This window comes from Rhodococcus yananensis (assembly GCF_020515525.1).
In the GTDB taxonomy this organism is placed as follows: domain Bacteria; phylum Actinomycetota; class Actinomycetes; order Mycobacteriales; family Mycobacteriaceae; genus Rhodococcus; species Rhodococcus yananensis.
The window spans coordinates 82,120-97,562 of sequence record NZ_JAIYEP010000007.1; the positions used below are offsets into that span (position 1 = coordinate 82,120).

The window sequence follows — 15,443 nt, forward strand, 5'->3', positions numbered from 1 at the left end:
CCACCGCACTCACCGTCACCTCACTCACCGCCTCTCTCCTGTCGTTCCCGTCGGCCCTGTCGTTCCCTTCGGCCCTGTCGTTCCCGTCGGCGCTCACGGCACGAACTCCACCTTCGACGCCAGTAGTTGTCCGTTCTCGTCGCAGATCGTCACCCGCAGACGGAAGTCCCTCGGTGACGGCTCCGGAGCGGAGGCGTTGCTGACCACGGCCCGGGCCGCCACCAGCGACGCGATGCACGGTCCGTCCTCGGTCTGCACGCCGGCCTCGACCACCTCACCCGTCGAGTTGACATCGATCTGCTGCACCACCTCGGCGAACGGGCCCTCGCGGCCCTCGAACTCGGCCCGGAAGTCGCCGGTGGCGCCGTCGAGGATCCGCTGCACGTCGTCGTGCGCCGTCTCCGCCGCGATGGTCGTCACGTTCAGCACGGTCTGCCGGGCCGCCTGAACGAACTGCGCCCGACGTTCGTCACGGTCGTGCGCCGACCGTGCCTCGAGCAGCAACCACACCCCGGACGCGACCAATGCGACGATGAGTACCGACGCGACGACGGTCACGATCTTCGCCCACCCCGGGGCCTGAGCTCCGGACGGCGCGGAGGACTCTGCGCCCGACCGATCCCCACCGCCCGGTGTGGCCGCGGCGGTGCCACCGTCGGTCGACACGCCGTCCTCACCGATCCGGACCGACTGCACCGCGGTGTCCGTCGTCGTCTCGTCTTCGCCCGCCATCAGCCCTGCTGCGCTTTCATGTAGGTCTCCAAGCTCCCGTCGCCGAGATCGACGTTCCGGTACACGGTCCCTCCGGGGCCGATGTAGGTGCCCGTCCCCGGATCCACTTGCAACGCTGTCACACCGGCCGGTGCCGCGTCATCCTCCGTCCCGCTGTACGAGGCGGGTGTCGGCCGGTCGTTCTCCGATTCGACCGGCGTGGGCGCGCCCCGCCACGGATTGTCGGAATAGGTGGGGGTGTACCCGGTGGCGCACAGTTCGGGGGTCGGCGCGCGGCGCCCCGGATACTCCATGCACGGCACGTTCCGTGCGCCACGGACGGCGTTCGGATCCGATTGCGGCAACATGCAGTACACGTCCGCCGGTGTGTCGACCATGGAGGTGTCGGCGGGGCTGCGCCACTGTTCCGGGGGTACGAACCCGGCGAGGCACGGCGGCGGGTCGTGCAGCTGCAGGTGGAAGTCCACCACCGCGCCGTCCTCGGCGGGGCCGCCGCCGGCCGCGGTGATCAGTGCGGTCGTCATCGGCGGGTACAGCACCAGGATCTGCTCGAGACCCGCGTTGTAGGTGACACCGACCTCGCCGACGCTGACCAGATTCGACAGCAGCAGCGGCAGTGTGGGCCGGAAGTCCTGGAACAGGGATTCGGCTTCCGCGGCGGCCGACGGCCCCTTCGCCATCAACGCCCTCAGATCGGGATCACTCTCGCGGAGCTGATCGGTGAACGTGAGCATATCCCGCGTCCACGACCGGATCTGGTCGCTGGTGACCTGCTGGGTGTCGAGGAGCGGCCCGAGATCGTCGAGCAGACGCCGTGTTTCCGCGCTGTTCGATGACGCCTCCTGCACGAACAACCGGGTCGAGTCGATGAGCAGTTGCAGCTCCGGACCGGACCCGTTGAACGCGTCGAACGCCTCGTCGACGACGGTCTGCAGCCGGGTGTCGGAGATGCTGGCCAGCAGCGTGTCGGCCTGGTCCAGCAGGGCACCGACCTCCTGGGGAACGCTCGACCGGTCGACCGGAACCACATCACCGTCACCCAGATACTCGCCACCCGAGCCGTTTTCGTGGGGAACGAAGTCGACGTACTGTTCACCGACCGCCGACACACTGCGCACCGCGACGTCGACGTCCGAGGGAATCCTGCTGTCCGAATCGATGGACAGCACCGCATCGACACCGGTCGGCGACAGCTTCACCGAATCGACGATGCCGACGATGGTTCCGCGGTAGGAGACGTTCGCGTTCTGGTACAGGCCGCCCGTCGACGGCAGCTGCACCGTGACCGTGTACCGACCGACCCCGAGCAGTTGAGGAAGCCGGACGTACTGGACCGACATGACGACCAGACCGATCACGGTGAGGATCGCGAAGATGATCAGCTGGATGCGGACGAACCGCGTGAGCATCATGGCCCCGGCACCTCCCACGGCAACGACGGAATGGTGATCTCACCGATTCCGGGAATCGACAACGTTCCCTCCGTTCCGGTATCCGCCGGGGCCGCCGGCGGGGCCAGCGGCGCCCGGAACGGGTCGACCGCCTGCGCGGCCAGTCCGGCGTCCCGACCGAGAATGCCTTCCGGACCGGCGAGCCGGCCCGCGAGCGGCGTCCCGGTCAGGAAGTTCAGGTCGAGCCGGTCCAGCGTCAGGTCGATCGTCATGGCCAGATTCGCGTAGTCGCCGCGGATGATCTGATCGATGCCGGCCTGCGGGAACGGGTAGGTCAACAACACTCCCAGCACCTCGGTCAACGAGTTGCCGGAGTCCGCGAGCGCACGCAGTGTGGGTGCGAGCCCCTGCAGGTTGGCCTTCAGGTCGTCGTTGCTGCTCTCGACGAGTCGGCTCGCCACCGAACTCATCTCGCCCAGGGCCGTCATCGCCGCGGTCAGGTCCGTGCGCTGTTCCGACAAGACGTCGAGTGCGGCCGGCAGATCCTCCAGTGCCCGGACCAGCGTGTCGTTCTGACCGTTGACGGTGGCTGCCAGCCGATCCATCCCTTCCATCGCCGAGACGATGTCGCCGCGCTGTGTATCGAGGGTCGAGACGAGTTCGTCGATCCGGGGCAGGAGGTCGCGGATCGAGCCCTCACGACCCACCAGCGCCGCATTCAGTTCGGTGGTGATGTCGTTGATCTGGGCGAGACCGCCGCCGTTGAGTACCACGGACAGCGACGACAGTGTCTGCTCCGTCGTGGGATAGGCACCGGCACGGTCGAGCGGGATGATGTCGCCGGGCTCGAGTCTTCCCCGGGCCGGTTCGTCGAACGGCGGAGCCAACTCGAGATGCTGCGATCCGAGCAGGCTGGTCTGTCCGATACGGGCCGTTGCGTTGGCGGGCAGCTCGACATCCGGTTCGAGCGACACCGTCACCAGCGCATGCCAGTCCTCGACCTCGATCCGCGAGATCGAACCGACCGTCACGTCATCGACCCGGACGGGCGAATTCTGCGTCAACGTCGTCACATTCGGCATCCGGACCTGCACCTCGTAGGCGCCGTCCCCGCGCCCGGCGGTACCGGGCATCGGAACCGAGTTGAGTCCACCCCACTCGCATCCGGACACGGTCAGCGCCACCACCGCGGTCATCGCCGCGACGACACCGCGCAGTGCGCCCTGTCGAACCCTCATCGTCCACCTCCCGGCTGCAACAGCGATCCCAGATCGTCGGGAATACTGATCGACGGCATACCCGACAGCGGCCCGTCGAACGACGACACCGGAACCTCAGCGGCCCCGCCCGTCGACTCCGGCGCTCCCCCGCGCGCCGCTGCCGCCCCCTCGAGCCACGGCTCGGAGTACACGATCTGGTCGGGGAACGCCTGGACACCGGCGAGCGGGTTCATCAGGAACGGCAGGTAGTTCGCCTGGAACGAGGCGAGTACCGGACCGAGTTGTTCGCGGCAGAGCTCCGCGCTGCGTTCGGAAGTCGCGGTCGCCGCCGCCGCAACCGAACCGCACATCCACTCGATCGGGTTGGCCGCATTCGAGATCGCGAGAGCACCGGTCAACGATCCCTGCGCCGGCTTGTAGATGTTGTAGAAGTTCGCGAGCGAGGTCGGGCCGGAGTGCAGGACACGTTCGATCTCCGGTCGCTTGCGGGCCAGCACCTCGGTGGCGTCGGCGAGCCGCTCCACCGATTCGGTCAGAGCGTCACGATTGGCCCGCACGAACCGCTCCACGTCACCGACCGCGATGTCGAGGTCGGCGAGCGACACCCCGAGTTGCTCGGAGCTGGCGGCGAGCACATCCGAGACGGATGCGAGACGCCCCCCGAACTGCACGATCTGTTCGTTGCTCTGCGACAGGGTGGACACGAAGGTCTGCAGGTTCCGGATGGTGCCGAACAGATCCTCGCGGCCGTCGGAGAGAATGCGCATCGTGCTCGACAGTTCCCGCAGCGTCTCCCGGAACGTCGCGCCGTTGCCGTCGAGGTTCTCGGCGGCGGTGTCGATGAACCGCCCGAGCGACCCCTGCGGGTCGAGCTCCTCCGGGCCCAGAGCCTCCGACAGCCGCATCAGCTCGGTCTTGATCTCGTCCCATTCGACCGGCGACGCCGTGCGTTCCACGGGAATGGTGGCGCCGTCGGCGATCTCGTCTCCGCCCGAGTGGACGGGGGTGAGCTGCACGAACCGTCCCGACACGAGGCTCTGCGCGATGATCACGGCGTTCGCGTCTGCGGGGACGTCCACCGAACGGTCGACCTTCATCGTCACCCGTACGACGTCGTCACCCGGTTCGATGGAGGTCACCTTTCCGACGGGGACGCCGAGCACACGCACGTCGTCTCCCTCGTACAGTCCGGTCGTGGACACGAATTCCGCGTGCACGGTGCGTTTTCCGAATCCCGGGACCAGCGCGAGCGCGACAGCGACGAGCGCCACCACGACTGCGCCGGCCAGGGCCGGGAGCAGCCACTTCGGGCGACGGGACTTCACGGTGTCCGGGTTGTGTGCGTTCATTCGCCATCCTTCTTGATCGACGGCGGGTCCGTGGGGATGATGTCCTGCAGGTCCTGCGGCAGCAGTTCGGGTGCCACCTGGCTGTCCACGACGGCCTTCCACCACGGCGCGGGCAGGATGTTCGACACATAGGCGTTGAAGAACGGTCCGCTGGCGACGGATTCGCCGAGCGCGCTGATGTACGGGCCGAGACCGTCGAGGGCACCGGCGATGTTGTCCTTGTTCGCCTGCAGGTTCGCGGTGACGGCGTTGAGCTTCTCGAGGGTGGGGCCCATCTGGTCCTGGTTGTCCTGGACCAGCCCGGTCAGCTCGCGCGAGACCGTCGAGATGTTCGTGATGAGCGCGGTGATCGCGTCGCGACGTACCGAGAGTTCACCGAAGAGTGCGTTGGCGTCGACGACGAGTTCGTTGATCCGGTCGCTGCGTTCGGCGAGGATCCCGGTGACGCTCTCGGCCCGCTCGAGCAGGTCCGACAACGACTCGTCGCGGTCGTTGATCGACTTCGACAGTCGCGACATTCCTTCCAGTGCCCCGCGGAGTTCCGGCGGGGTGTCCGTCATCGCCTCGGACAGCGCGTCGAGGGATTCGTTGACCTGGTCGGTGTCGAGTTCGGACACGCTCGTGGTGAGGTCACCGAGCGCGTCGGTGAGCGAGTACGGGGAGTTGGTGTGTTCGAGCGCGATGACCGATCCGGGGCGCAGGAGCCCGTCGCCGGCCGGGCGCACCGTGAGGGACTTGGCTCCCAGGACGGTGTTCGTCTTGATGTCGACGCCGGTATCCTCGCCGAGTCCGATTCCGTCGCGCACCCGGAAGGTGACCAGCACGGCCTGCCCGTCGAGCGCGATGTCGGTGACCGAGCCGACGTTGACACCCGCGAGCATCACGTCGTCGCCGGCCATGAGTCCGCCGGCGTCGGCGAAGTGCGCCGAGTAGGTCACGCCCCCGGACAGGAACTGGAGTTGGTCGTACTGCAGGCCGGCCACCACGATGGCCGTGGACACGGCCAGCCCGACCGCGCCGATGCGCAGGGTGTTGGGTTCGCGGATTCCACTCATTCGATCTTCGCGCACCTTCCCGTGGTCTGAGCGGCCGAGGTGTAACGGATGGTGGTTCCGTCCGGCCCTGAAATCTTGAAGGTGTTGGCACACAGGAAGAACTGGAAGAAGTTTCCGTACGCGCCGACACGGATGAGCTTCTTGTAGTCCGACGGCAGTCGCTCGAGGGTCGTGTTGATGTCGTCCTTCCCCAGGTCGAGTTGCGTCATCACCCGGTTGGTCTCCGCGATCGTCGACTGGAGATCCGGCCGGTTGTTCTGCAACAGCGCCGCGAGATCGGCTGTGCCGTCGGCTATCCGCGGAATCGCCGTGCCGATCGGGTCGCGATCGGCGGCCAGCCCGTCGACGAGGGTGTACAGCCGGTCGATGGTGTCGGTGAACTGCTGGTCGTGCTCGTCGATGGTGCCGAGCACGTCGTTGAGGTTGTTGATGACGTCGCCGATCAGCCGGTCCCGGTCGGCGAGCGAGTTGGTGAACGAATCCGTGCTGTTCAGCAGCGACACGAGTGTGCCGCCCTGCCCCTGGAACACCTGCATCAGTGCTCCGGACAGGTCGTTGACCTGCTGGGCGTCGAGGCCCTTGAGCAGGGGCTTGAACCCGCCGAGCAGCAGATCGAGGTCGAGCGCCGGTTCCGTCTGCTCGATCGGGATGGTGCCGCCCGGCTGGAGGATCCCCAGATCTCCCGGTCCCTCGAGGAGTTCGAGATAGCGGTCGCCGACGAGGTTCTCGTAGCGCACCGTCGCCCGGGTGCTGGTGAACAACGTCTGGGTGGTGTCGACGTCGAACGCGACCTCGGCGTGGTTGCCGGAGCCGATGTCCACCCCGGTGACGGAGCCGACCTGGACGCCGGCGATGCGGACCTTGTCTCCGGGGGCGAGCCCGGAGACGTCCGTGAACGTGGCGCGGTAGTCCTCGGTCGAGCTGAACCGTGCCTGGCTGAACACGATCGCGAGTCCCGCGAACACGAGAACCATGACGACCGCGAAGACGGAGAACTTGAGCGTGGTGTTCCTCATGGTCACTGCCCCGCCGGAAGGTAGCCGTCGAACAGGTAGCCGAAGATGGTCGGGTAGCGCACCCAGGCCTCCGTGGACGGCCGGAACGGCACGGTCGCGGTGTTGCTCACCACGAACGGTGCGTTGCCGTCGACGTTCGGATCGAAGTTCGGCAGACCCCAGCAGTTCGGTCCGCCCGACGCACCGACCACCGGCAGGTCCTCCTCGTGGTTGTAGGGGGTGGCCCCGCCCATGAAGCTCGTGCTGAGCATCAGCGCCGGGTACTTGCCGGTGCCGGCCATGGGTTCGAAGGCGATTCGGGCATCGTTGAGACCGGTGATGAAGCAGGTCAACTCCGGTGAGTACTCACCGAGGAGACCGGTCGTGTGGCTGAGCAGGTCGAGTGCCGAGACGATCTGCGCCTCGTTCTCGCCGAGCACGTCGCGGCCCGTGCTCGCGAGTCCGGTGACGTTCATCAGCAGCAGGTCGAGTTGCTCCTGCTCGTCCACGATCATGTTGCCGACGTCGGTCGCGTTGCCGACGGTGCCCATCAGATCGGGGGCGGTGTCGGCGTACACGTTCGCGACGTCCGCTCCGACCGTCAGGTCGTACTGCAGCTGCGGCAGCGACGGGTTCATCTCCGCGAGGTAGTCGTTCGCCTCCACCAGGGTGGCGCCGAGTTCGTCACCGCGACCGCGCAGCGCCTCGGACAGCGCGCCGAGCGTGGCGTTGAGCTTCTCCGGCTGGATCTGGGCGAGAACGTCGGACAGGTGCTCGAAGACGGTGTTGAACTCGACCGTCACGTTGTCGGCCGCGATCACCGCGCCTTCGGCGATGGGGGTGGTCGACGGATCGTCCGGAACGATGATGTTCACGAACTTCGCGCCGAACACGGTGGTCGATTCGATCGCGACACGCGCGTTCGACGGGATCAGCTCCAGCTGCCCGGGCTGCATCGCCAGTTCCAGGACCGCGCCGGACGGGCTGTGCTCGATCGACGCGACCCTGCCCACCTCGACGCCGCGAAGTTTGACCTTCGCGTCGGGTTCCATCACCAACCCCGATCGGGCCGCGGTGACCGTGATCGGTGTGGTCGCGGTGAAACCGCCGACGAACAGCGTCAGCGCGATCGCGACGATCGCGACGAGCCCTCCGATCAGGCCGAACGCTGCGAGCTTCTTCTTCCACGAAGGTGTGTCCATGCGCCTCGCCTATCCCGACAGGTTGAAGTTGCCGGAGGTGCCGTATACCGCGAGCGAGATCAGCAGGGTGACCGTGACGACGGCGATCAGCGATGCGCGCACCGCGTTGCCGACCGCCACGCCGACACCGACCGGGCCGCCGCCCGCGTTGAAGCCGTAGTAGGTGTGGATGAGCATCACCGCGATCGCCATCACGATCGCCTGCACGAACGACCACAGGATGTCGGTGGGCATCAGGAACGTCGAGAAGTAGTGGTCGTAGACGCCGGCCGATTGCCCGTAGAGGACGACGGTGGCGAACCGACTCGCGATGAACGAGGCGATCACCGCCAGCGAGTACAGGGGGACGATCGCGATCATCCCGGCCATCACGCGAGTCGAGACCAGGTACGGGATGGAGGGGATCGCCATGGTTTCGAGCGCGTCGATCTCCTCGGACACCCGCATCGCGCCGAGCTGCGCGGTGGACCCGGCGCCGATGGTGGCGGCCAGGCCGATTCCCGCGATGGTGGGAGCCGCGATGCGGACGTTGATGAACGCGGCGAAGAAGCCGGTGAGGGCTTCGACGCCGATGTTGCCGAGCGAGCTGAAGCCCTGCACGGCGATGATGCCGCCGGTGAACAGCGTCAGGAACCCGACGATCACGACGGTGCCGCCGATGACCGCCAGTGCCCCTGTGCCCATGCTGATCTCTGCGACCAGCCGCACCGTCTCCTTGGGGTAGTGCATCACCGCGCGGGGAACGGATCCCAGTGCGCGGGCATAGAACAGCGCCTGGTCGCCGATCCCGTCGACCGAGTTGGACGCCCGGCCGAGACGCCGTGCGGTGCGGTTGAACCGCCCTGTCAGTACCGCCATCGTCTGTCCGCCCTTTCCTATCCGCTCGTCAGCTTGATGCCGACAGCGGTCACGAGGAGGTTGACGACGAACAGCGCCATGAACGCGAACACGACCGTCTGGTTGACGGCGTCGCCGACGCTCTTGGCTCCGCCCCTGACGTTCAGTCCGAGATAGGCGGCGACGAGCCCGGCGATCATGCCGAACAGGCCGGCTTTGACCTGGGAGATCATGAGTTCTCCGAATCCGGTGAGGAGAGTGATGCCGTTGATGAACGCACCCGGGTTCACGCCCTGGAAGAACACGGAGAACGCGAAGCCACCGAGAATGCCGATGGTGCAGACGAGTCCGTTGAGCAGCAACGCGACGACGGTCGACGCGAGGACCCGGGGGACGACGAGCCGGTGGATGGGATCGATGCCCAGTACCCGCATCGCATCGATCTCCTCGCGGATGGTGCGCGCGGCGAGGTCGGCGCAGATCGCCGTGGCACCGGCGCCGGCGACGATCAGCACGGTGACCATCGGCCCGACCTGTGTGACGGCTCCCAGCGCGGCACCGGCACCGCTGAGATCGGCGGCGCCGATCTCCCGGAGCAGGATGTTGAGGGTGAAGCTGACCAGAACCGTGAACGGGATGGCGACGAGGACGGTGGGAATGAGCGACACCCTCGCGACGAACCACGCCTGATCGATGAACTCGCGGCGCTGGAACGGGCGGGAGAACGCGGCGCGAGCCGTGTCGGCCGTCATCGCGAAGAGCCCACCGACAGCTCTGAGGGGGACTTCGAACAGGTCTACCATCGTCGTCCCCCTTCGTTCCCCGAGTCGCCGTCCACCACCGGATCGAGTAACCCATTTGTGATCCGCGTCATACTAACTAGAACGTGTTCACCTGTCAAAGAAAATCGGGCGCGCACAGCAGAACCCCTTTTGGTCGCCCGAAGCGCAGTGCCCGAGCATCGATACGCGTTCCCCACGATGAAGCTGAATATGCTGGGGGTTTCGGTCCATGAACATACAATCACCCGAGCCGAGCCGACCGCGCACACATCGTTCCCGTACACCGGAAGGAGCGCTGCCGGACATTCTGAATTAGAACAGAATCCACCCATTGGATGACCGCCGAGAACAGCGAATGTCGCCCAATTCGGGCAACCCGGTCGGTGGCGCGAGACTACCCGATGACAGCGTTGTCACGCACCTCGAGTTACAGAAAGATCCACGCGTTCGCTCCGGCCGCCCCGCGACGGTCCGCGGCCGGAGCGAACGCGGTCAGAGCTTCAGCGCGTCGGACGCCGAGAAGGTCTTGTCGGGGTCGCGGTCGGCGAAGTAACCACCGAGTTCGGTCGCGAGCGAATCCGGCGTCCACCGGTCCACCGCGTCGAATCGCTGCTCGACCACCGGAGCGGCCATCAACGCGACCATCGGGCCGTAGACAACGAAGACCTGGCCGTTGATGTTGTCCGCGGCGGGCGACGCCAGATACGCCACGAGCGTGCCGACGTGATCGGGCGAGAGCGGATCGGTGCCTCCCTCGGGTGCGTCCCCGAACACTCCCTCGGTCATCGCCGTCCGCGCCCGCGGGCAGATGGCATTGGCGCGGACGCCGTAGCGGGAGAGTCCCCGGGCCGCCGACAGGGTCAACGACGTGATCCCCGCTTTCGCGGCCCCGTAGTTCGGCTGCCCCGCGGGGCCGAGGAGGCCGGCTTCGGAGGAGGTGTTGACGATGCGCGCGTAGACCGGCCCGTCCGCGTCCTTCGAACGTTCACGCCAGTGGGCCGCCGCGTTGCGGCACAGCAGGAAGTGACCGCGCAGGTGCACCGCGACGACGGTGTCCCATTCGTCGTCCGACATGTTCGGCAGCATCCTGTCGCGCACGACGCCGGCGTTGTTGACGACCACGTCGAGGCCGCCGAGCCGGTCCCGCGCCGTCGCCACCATGACGTCGGCCGTCGCGCGCTCGGCGACGCTGCCGCCGACGAACTCGACATCGACACCGACCGCACGGATCTGCGCGAGAGTGTCGTCGACGGCATCGTTCATCGCGAGATCGTTGACGACGATCGACGCACCGGCCCGCGCCAGCGCGAGCGCCTCGGCTCTGCCGAGACCGGCGCCGGCGCCGGTGACGACCGCGACCCGGCCTTCCAGTGACAGGTCCGCACCGTCAGAACTCATCCACGCACTCCTTGCGTTTCTCGGGTGGGCGCTCCGGGGCTGACCTACGCGCCGCACACCCTTCGTCACCTCGGAGCTCCGAAGTCGCTCCAAAATGTAGAACTTGTTACTGTTTATGACAAGATCCGACGGCTTTCACGCCTCGGTGAGCGCCGCGCGGGGGCACTGGGCGATCGCATCGCGCACGAGCGCCTCGTTTCCCTCCGGCACGGGGTGCACGACGATGAGTTCGTCGTCGTCATTGAGGTCGAATACGTCGGGGGCGATACCCACGCACACGCCGTTGGCCTCACAACGATCGAAATCGACCTTCACATCCATTTTTCCGACCTCGTTCCATTTTCGCCTGGCTTCGATGCAAGGCTAGAACGCGTTCCACTTCTGTGCAATGATCCGTGTGGATTCCGTCACGAAAAGGAGCGTTCGTGGACATCACCCACACCCCGGAGCAGCAACAGCTGCGGGAGGAACTGAGGTCGTACTTCGCGGATCTGATGACACCCGAACGCAAGGAGGCGCTGGCAGCCACCACGGGTGAATACGGCGCCGGCAACGTCTACCGCGAGGTCGTCCAACAGATGGGCAAGGACGGGTGGCTGACCCTCGGCTGGCCCGAAGAGTACGGCGGCCAGAACCGCTCGGCGATGGATCAGCTGATCTTCAGCGACGAGGCCGCGATCGCCGGTGCGCCCGTTCCGTTCCTGACGATCGACTCCGTCGCGCCGACCATCATGCACTACGGCACGGACGAACAGAAGGAGTACTTCCTCCCCCGCATCTCCGCCGGAGAACTGCACTTCTCGATCGGCTACTCCGAGCCCGGGGCCGGCACCGACCTCGCGTCACTGCGCACCACCGCGGTCCGGGACGGCGACGAGTGGGTCGTCAACGGCCAGAAGATGTGGACGTCGCTCATCGCCTACGCCGACTACGTGTGGCTGGCGGTGCGCACCGATCCGAACGCCCGCAAGCACAAGGGAATCAGCGTGCTGATCGTCCCGACGGACGCCGAGGGCTTCTCCCACACCCCGGTGCACACCATGGCCGGCCCCGACACCAGCGCCACCTACTACGAGGACGTCCGGGTCCCCGCATCGGCGCTCGTCGGCGAGGAGAACGGCGGGTGGGCACTGATCACCAACCAGCTCAACCACGAGCGGGTCGCCCTCACGTCCGCGGGACCGATCCTCAGCGCCCTCGCCGAGGTGCGGGCGTGGGCACAACAGACCCGGCTGCCGGACGGGCAGCGCGTGATCGACCAGGAATGGGTCCGGATCAACCTCGCGCGCGTGCACGCCAAGGCCGAATACCTCCAACTCATGAACTGGGACATCGCGTCGAGCGTCGAACCCCTCGGGCCGGCACCGGCATCGGCGAACAAGGTCTACGGCACCGAGTTCGCCACCGAGGCATACCGCCTCCTCATGGAGATCCTGGGTCCCGCCGCGACCGTGCGTCAGAACTCCCCCGGGGCGCTGTTGCGGGGCCGCATCGAGCGGATGCACCGCAGCGCCCTGATCCTGACCTTCGGCGGCGGCACCAACGAGGTGCAGCGCGACATCATCGCGATGACCGCCCTCGGCCAGCCGCCCGCCAGGCGTTGAGACCGCCACAGCGTCGAGACAAGGACAGCCACCGTGGATTTCACACTCACCGAAGCCCAGCAGGATCTCGCGGGCCTGACCCGCACCATCGTCACCGACATCGTCACCAACGAACACCAGCGTGACCTCGACGCCACCGAGGACCGCACCGACCACGCCCTGTGGGACGCCCTGGCCTCGTCCGGAGTGCTCGGCGCGGCGCTGCCCGAGTCGATCGGCGGAGACGGCTTCGGCCCCCTCGAGCAGGCGAGCATCCTGATCGAACTGGGCCGCGGCGCGACGACCACCCCCTACCTGACGTCCGTCGCGGTGTGCGCGTCGACGCTGGCCGAGTTCGGCACCGACACCCAGCTCGCCGAGTGGGGCGAGCCCGCCGCCACCGGCGAGTCCGTCCTCGCAGCCGCCCTCACCGAGGAACTCGTCGACGACCCGACGAACCCGACCACCCGAGCACGGCACCTCGGTGCCACCCTCGTTCTCGACGGAACGAAGACCGTCGTCGACTCGGCGCCGGTCGCCGACGGTTTCCTCGTGCCCGCATCCACGGATTTCGGCACCGTCGTCCTGCTCGTCCGCGCCGACGACCCCGGAGTGAGCGTCACCCGCCAACACACCACCGGCCGGGGCAGTTGCGGGATCGTCACGTTCGACGCCGTCGAACTCGGGCCCGAACGGATCCTCGGCGAGGACGGTCCCTCCCCGACCGGTCGCGACGGCGCCGCGGTCGCGGCCCGGCTGCGCGACCGGATGCTCCTCGGATCCGTCGCGTACCAGTGCGGTGTACTCGAACGCGCGCTCGAACTCACCGCCGAGTACGCGCGCGAGCGCGTGCAGTTCGACCGGCCGATCGGGAGTTTCCAGGCGGTCACCCAACGCCTCGCGGACGGCTACATCGACGTCCGCGGAGTGCGATTGACCCTGTGGCAGGCAGCATTCCACGTCGCCTCCGGAAGACCCCACACGGAGTCACTGCGCACCGCCGCGTTCTGGGCGGCCGACGCCGGGCACCGGGTCGCGCACACCACCGTCCACGTTCACGGCGGCGTCGGCCTCGACGAGGACCATCCCGTTCACCGGTACTTCCTCGTTGCCAAAGAGCACGAATTCCTGTTGGGTTCGGCGACGACACAGCTGCGCGCACTCGGCGACGAACTCGCCGACGCACCCGCCTGACCTGTACCGACCGACCCGAAGGACCGCATGACCACCGACACCGTCGCCACCCTGCTCGCTCGGCTCGCGGACGTCGAGGATCGTGGTCTGCGGTTCGAGGACGAATCCCTGTCGTGGAGCGAACACGTCGCGCTGTCCCATCAGCGTGCGGCGCTGCTGCGGACACTGCTGGATCCCGAGCGTCCGCGGCACGTCGGCCTGCTCCTCGGCAACGTGCCGGAGTTCTCGCTGCTCCTCGGCGGGGCGGCGTTCTCCGGGTCGGTCGTGGTCGGTCTCAACACGACGCGACGCGGCGACGCGCTGGCCCGCGACATCTCCCTCGCCGACTGTCAGGTCGTCATCACCGAGGGAGCGCACGCCGACCTGCTGGCCGGGTTGTCGCTGCCCGGGGTGCGCGTGATCGAGATCGACACGCCGGAGTGGAACGGACTGCTGGCGGCGCACGCATCGGCCGCGCCCGTCGTCGACGACGTGGCGCGCGATGACCTGTTCATGCTCATCTTCACGTCCGGGACCAGCGGCGATCCCAAGGCCGTGCGGTGCACACACGCCAAGATCGTCGACCCCGCGATCATGCTGGCCCAACGATTCGGGCTCGGTTCCGAGGACGTCGTCTACCTGTCCATGCCGATGTTCCATTCCAACGCGATGATGGCCGGATGGGGTGTCGCGCTCGCGGCCCGCAGCGGCGTCGCGCTGCGCCGGCGGTTCTCCGCATCCGGGTTCCTGCCGGACCTGCGCAAGTTCGGTGTCACGTACGCGAACTACGTCGGTAAACCCCTGTCCTACATCGTCGCGACGCCCGAGACACCCGACGACGCCGACAATCGTCTGCGCATCATGTACGGCAACGAAGGCAGCGCACCGGCCGTCGCGGAGTTCACCCGACGGTTCGACGCGACCGTCGTCGACGGGTTCGGCTCCACCGAGGGCGGCATCTCGATCCGCGCGACTCCGGGCAAGCCGGCCGGCTCGCTCGGGTTGCTGCCCGACGGTATCGAGATCCTCGACACGGAGACCGGGGAGCCGTGCCCGCCTGCCCGATTCGACGCGGCAGGCCGGATCGTCAACGCGGACGAGGCCACCGGCGAGCTCGTCAATTCGGACGGCGCGGGGGCGTTCGCCGGGTACTACAAGAACCCCGAAGCCGACGCCGAACGGCTCCGCAACGGCCGGTACCACAGCGGCGATCTCGCCTACCGCGATGCCGACGGATTCGTGTACTTCGCCGGACGCAGTTCGGGGTGGCTGCGGGTGGACGGCGAGAACCTGGGCGCCGCCCCCATCGAGCGGGCGGTGATGCGCTACCCCGGGTTCTCGCAGGCGTCGGTGTACGGCGTGCCCGACCGGTACGTGGGTGATCGGGTGATGATCGCCGTCGTCCCCACCGCCGTGCGAGAGTTCGATCCGGCCGATTTCGCCGAGTTCCTCGACTCCCAGCCCGATCTCGGACCGAAACAGCTGCCCACCCTGGTCCGGGTCTGCGAGGCACTGCCCCGGACCGCGACGTTCAAGGTGGTCACCCGCTCACTCGCCGCCGAGCGGTGGCACTGCGCCGACCCCGTGTGGTACCGCGGTCGCGGCGAGAGCGAGTTCCGGCTTGTGACGTCGGAACTCGCACAGGATCTCGAACCCTTGACTGCGGACGCCGTCTGACCCGTGCGCGTTTCTGGTAGCCGGATGTGCGCACCGGGAGGTTCTGCAG

Annotated in this window: 14 protein-coding genes; 3 read left to right on the forward strand and 11 right to left on the reverse strand. The window is 67.4% G+C overall.

Annotated elements, in window-relative coordinates:
- Nucleotides 1-93: 93 nt before the first annotated feature.
- From LDQ05_RS03075 to LDQ05_RS03125, 11 genes are all read right to left on the reverse strand, one after another.
- The gene (locus LDQ05_RS03075) at nucleotides 94-732 is read right to left on the reverse strand and encodes an Rv1363c family protein (protein ID WP_226435432.1); all 639 of its coding nucleotides are present in this window, start codon (nucleotides 730-732) and stop codon (nucleotides 94-96) included.
- Nucleotides 732-2,144: an MCE family protein gene (locus LDQ05_RS03080; RefSeq protein ID WP_226435433.1), complete on the reverse strand. Its 1,413-nt coding sequence runs from the start codon at nucleotides 2,142-2,144 to the stop codon at nucleotides 732-734. Before LDQ05_RS03080 ends, LDQ05_RS03075 begins: the two co-directional genes overlap by 1 nt.
- Nucleotides 2,141-3,361 carry an MCE family protein gene (locus LDQ05_RS03085; RefSeq protein ID WP_226435434.1) on the reverse strand — a complete coding sequence of 407 codons (1,221 nt, stop codon included), beginning with the start codon at nucleotides 3,359-3,361 and terminating at the stop codon, nucleotides 2,141-2,143. The genes LDQ05_RS03080 and LDQ05_RS03085 overlap by 4 nt, the downstream gene beginning before the upstream one ends.
- Nucleotides 3,358-4,692 (reverse strand): MCE family protein, encoded by a 1,335-nt coding sequence (locus LDQ05_RS03090; protein WP_226435435.1) that lies wholly within the window; start codon nucleotides 4,690-4,692, stop codon nucleotides 3,358-3,360. The genes LDQ05_RS03085 and LDQ05_RS03090 overlap by 4 nt, the downstream gene beginning before the upstream one ends.
- Nucleotides 4,689-5,747: an MCE family protein gene (locus LDQ05_RS03095; RefSeq protein WP_226435436.1), complete on the reverse strand. Its 1,059-nt coding sequence runs from the start codon at nucleotides 5,745-5,747 to the stop codon at nucleotides 4,689-4,691. The genes LDQ05_RS03090 and LDQ05_RS03095 overlap by 4 nt, the downstream gene beginning before the upstream one ends.
- Nucleotides 5,744-6,763, reverse strand: a complete 1,020-nt coding sequence (locus tag LDQ05_RS03100; protein ID WP_226435437.1) for an MCE family protein — start codon at nucleotides 6,761-6,763, stop codon at nucleotides 5,744-5,746. The genes LDQ05_RS03095 and LDQ05_RS03100 overlap by 4 nt, the downstream gene beginning before the upstream one ends.
- A gap of 2 nt (nucleotides 6,764-6,765) precedes the next feature.
- Nucleotides 6,766-7,944 carry an MCE family protein gene (locus LDQ05_RS03105; protein ID WP_226435438.1) on the reverse strand — a complete coding sequence of 393 codons (1,179 nt, stop codon included), beginning with the start codon at nucleotides 7,942-7,944 and terminating at the stop codon, nucleotides 6,766-6,768.
- Nucleotides 7,945-7,953: 9 nt separating this feature from the next.
- The gene (locus LDQ05_RS03110; RefSeq protein WP_226435439.1) at nucleotides 7,954-8,802 is read right to left on the reverse strand and encodes an MlaE family ABC transporter permease; all 849 of its coding nucleotides are present in this window, start codon (nucleotides 8,800-8,802) and stop codon (nucleotides 7,954-7,956) included.
- Between the two features lie 17 nt (nucleotides 8,803-8,819).
- Nucleotides 8,820-9,584: an MlaE family ABC transporter permease gene (locus LDQ05_RS03115; RefSeq protein ID WP_226435440.1), complete on the reverse strand. Its 765-nt coding sequence runs from the start codon at nucleotides 9,582-9,584 to the stop codon at nucleotides 8,820-8,822.
- 471 nt (nucleotides 9,585-10,055) lie between these two features.
- A complete protein-coding gene (locus LDQ05_RS03120; protein WP_226435441.1) occupies nucleotides 10,056-10,961 on the reverse strand; it encodes a 3-oxoacyl-ACP reductase in 906 nt (301 codons plus the stop codon).
- A gap of 135 nt (nucleotides 10,962-11,096) precedes the next feature.
- Complete coding sequence (locus LDQ05_RS03125) at nucleotides 11,097-11,282, reverse strand: ferredoxin (protein WP_226435442.1); 186 nt, start codon at nucleotides 11,280-11,282, stop codon at nucleotides 11,097-11,099.
- Nucleotides 11,283-11,386: 104 nt separating this feature from the next.
- On the opposite strand from LDQ05_RS03125, the gene LDQ05_RS03130 reads away from it, so the two are divergent.
- Genes LDQ05_RS03130 through LDQ05_RS03140 form a run of 3 tightly spaced genes read left to right on the forward strand, consistent with a single transcriptional unit; the run spans nucleotide 11,387 to nucleotide 15,394 of the window.
- Nucleotides 11,387-12,565: an acyl-CoA dehydrogenase family protein gene (locus LDQ05_RS03130; protein ID WP_226435443.1), complete on the forward strand. Its 1,179-nt coding sequence runs from the start codon at nucleotides 11,387-11,389 to the stop codon at nucleotides 12,563-12,565.
- A gap of 33 nt (nucleotides 12,566-12,598) precedes the next feature.
- Complete coding sequence (locus LDQ05_RS03135; RefSeq protein WP_226435444.1) at nucleotides 12,599-13,738, forward strand: acyl-CoA dehydrogenase family protein; 1,140 nt, start codon at nucleotides 12,599-12,601, stop codon at nucleotides 13,736-13,738.
- 27 nt (nucleotides 13,739-13,765) lie between these two features.
- On the forward strand, nucleotides 13,766-15,394 hold the full coding sequence (locus LDQ05_RS03140) for a long-chain-fatty-acid--CoA ligase (RefSeq protein ID WP_226435445.1): 1,629 nt from the start codon (nucleotides 13,766-13,768) through the stop codon (nucleotides 15,392-15,394).
- The last annotated feature ends 49 nt before the right edge of the window (nucleotides 15,395-15,443 follow it).

Coding starts and splice junctions, on each gene's coding strand:
- LDQ05_RS03120 (WP_226435441.1), bottom strand. CDS start 10,961: ATGAGTTCTGACGGTGCGGACCTGTCACTGGAAGGCCGGGTCGCGGTC.
- LDQ05_RS03090 (WP_226435435.1), bottom strand. CDS start 4,692: ATGAACGCACACAACCCGGACACCGTGAAGTCCCGTCGCCCGAAGTGG.
- LDQ05_RS03095 (WP_226435436.1), bottom strand. CDS start 5,747: ATGAGTGGAATCCGCGAACCCAACACCCTGCGCATCGGCGCGGTCGGG.
- LDQ05_RS03115 (WP_226435440.1), bottom strand. CDS start 9,584: ATGGTAGACCTGTTCGAAGTCCCCCTCAGAGCTGTCGGTGGGCTCTTC.
- LDQ05_RS03100 (WP_226435437.1), bottom strand. CDS start 6,763: ATGAGGAACACCACGCTCAAGTTCTCCGTCTTCGCGGTCGTCATGGTT.
- LDQ05_RS03105 (WP_226435438.1), bottom strand. CDS start 7,944: ATGGACACACCTTCGTGGAAGAAGAAGCTCGCAGCGTTCGGCCTGATC.
- LDQ05_RS03080 (WP_226435433.1), bottom strand. CDS start 2,144: ATGATGCTCACGCGGTTCGTCCGCATCCAGCTGATCATCTTCGCGATC.
- LDQ05_RS03140 (WP_226435445.1), top strand. CDS start 13,766: ATGACCACCGACACCGTCGCCACCCTGCTCGCTCGGCTCGCGGACGTC.
- LDQ05_RS03110 (WP_226435439.1), bottom strand. CDS start 8,802: ATGGCGGTACTGACAGGGCGGTTCAACCGCACCGCACGGCGTCTCGGC.
- LDQ05_RS03125 (WP_226435442.1), bottom strand. CDS start 11,282: ATGGATGTGAAGGTCGATTTCGATCGTTGTGAGGCCAACGGCGTGTGC.
- LDQ05_RS03085 (WP_226435434.1), bottom strand. CDS start 3,361: ATGAGGGTTCGACAGGGCGCACTGCGCGGTGTCGTCGCGGCGATGACC.
- LDQ05_RS03075 (WP_226435432.1), bottom strand. CDS start 732: ATGGCGGGCGAAGACGAGACGACGACGGACACCGCGGTGCAGTCGGTC.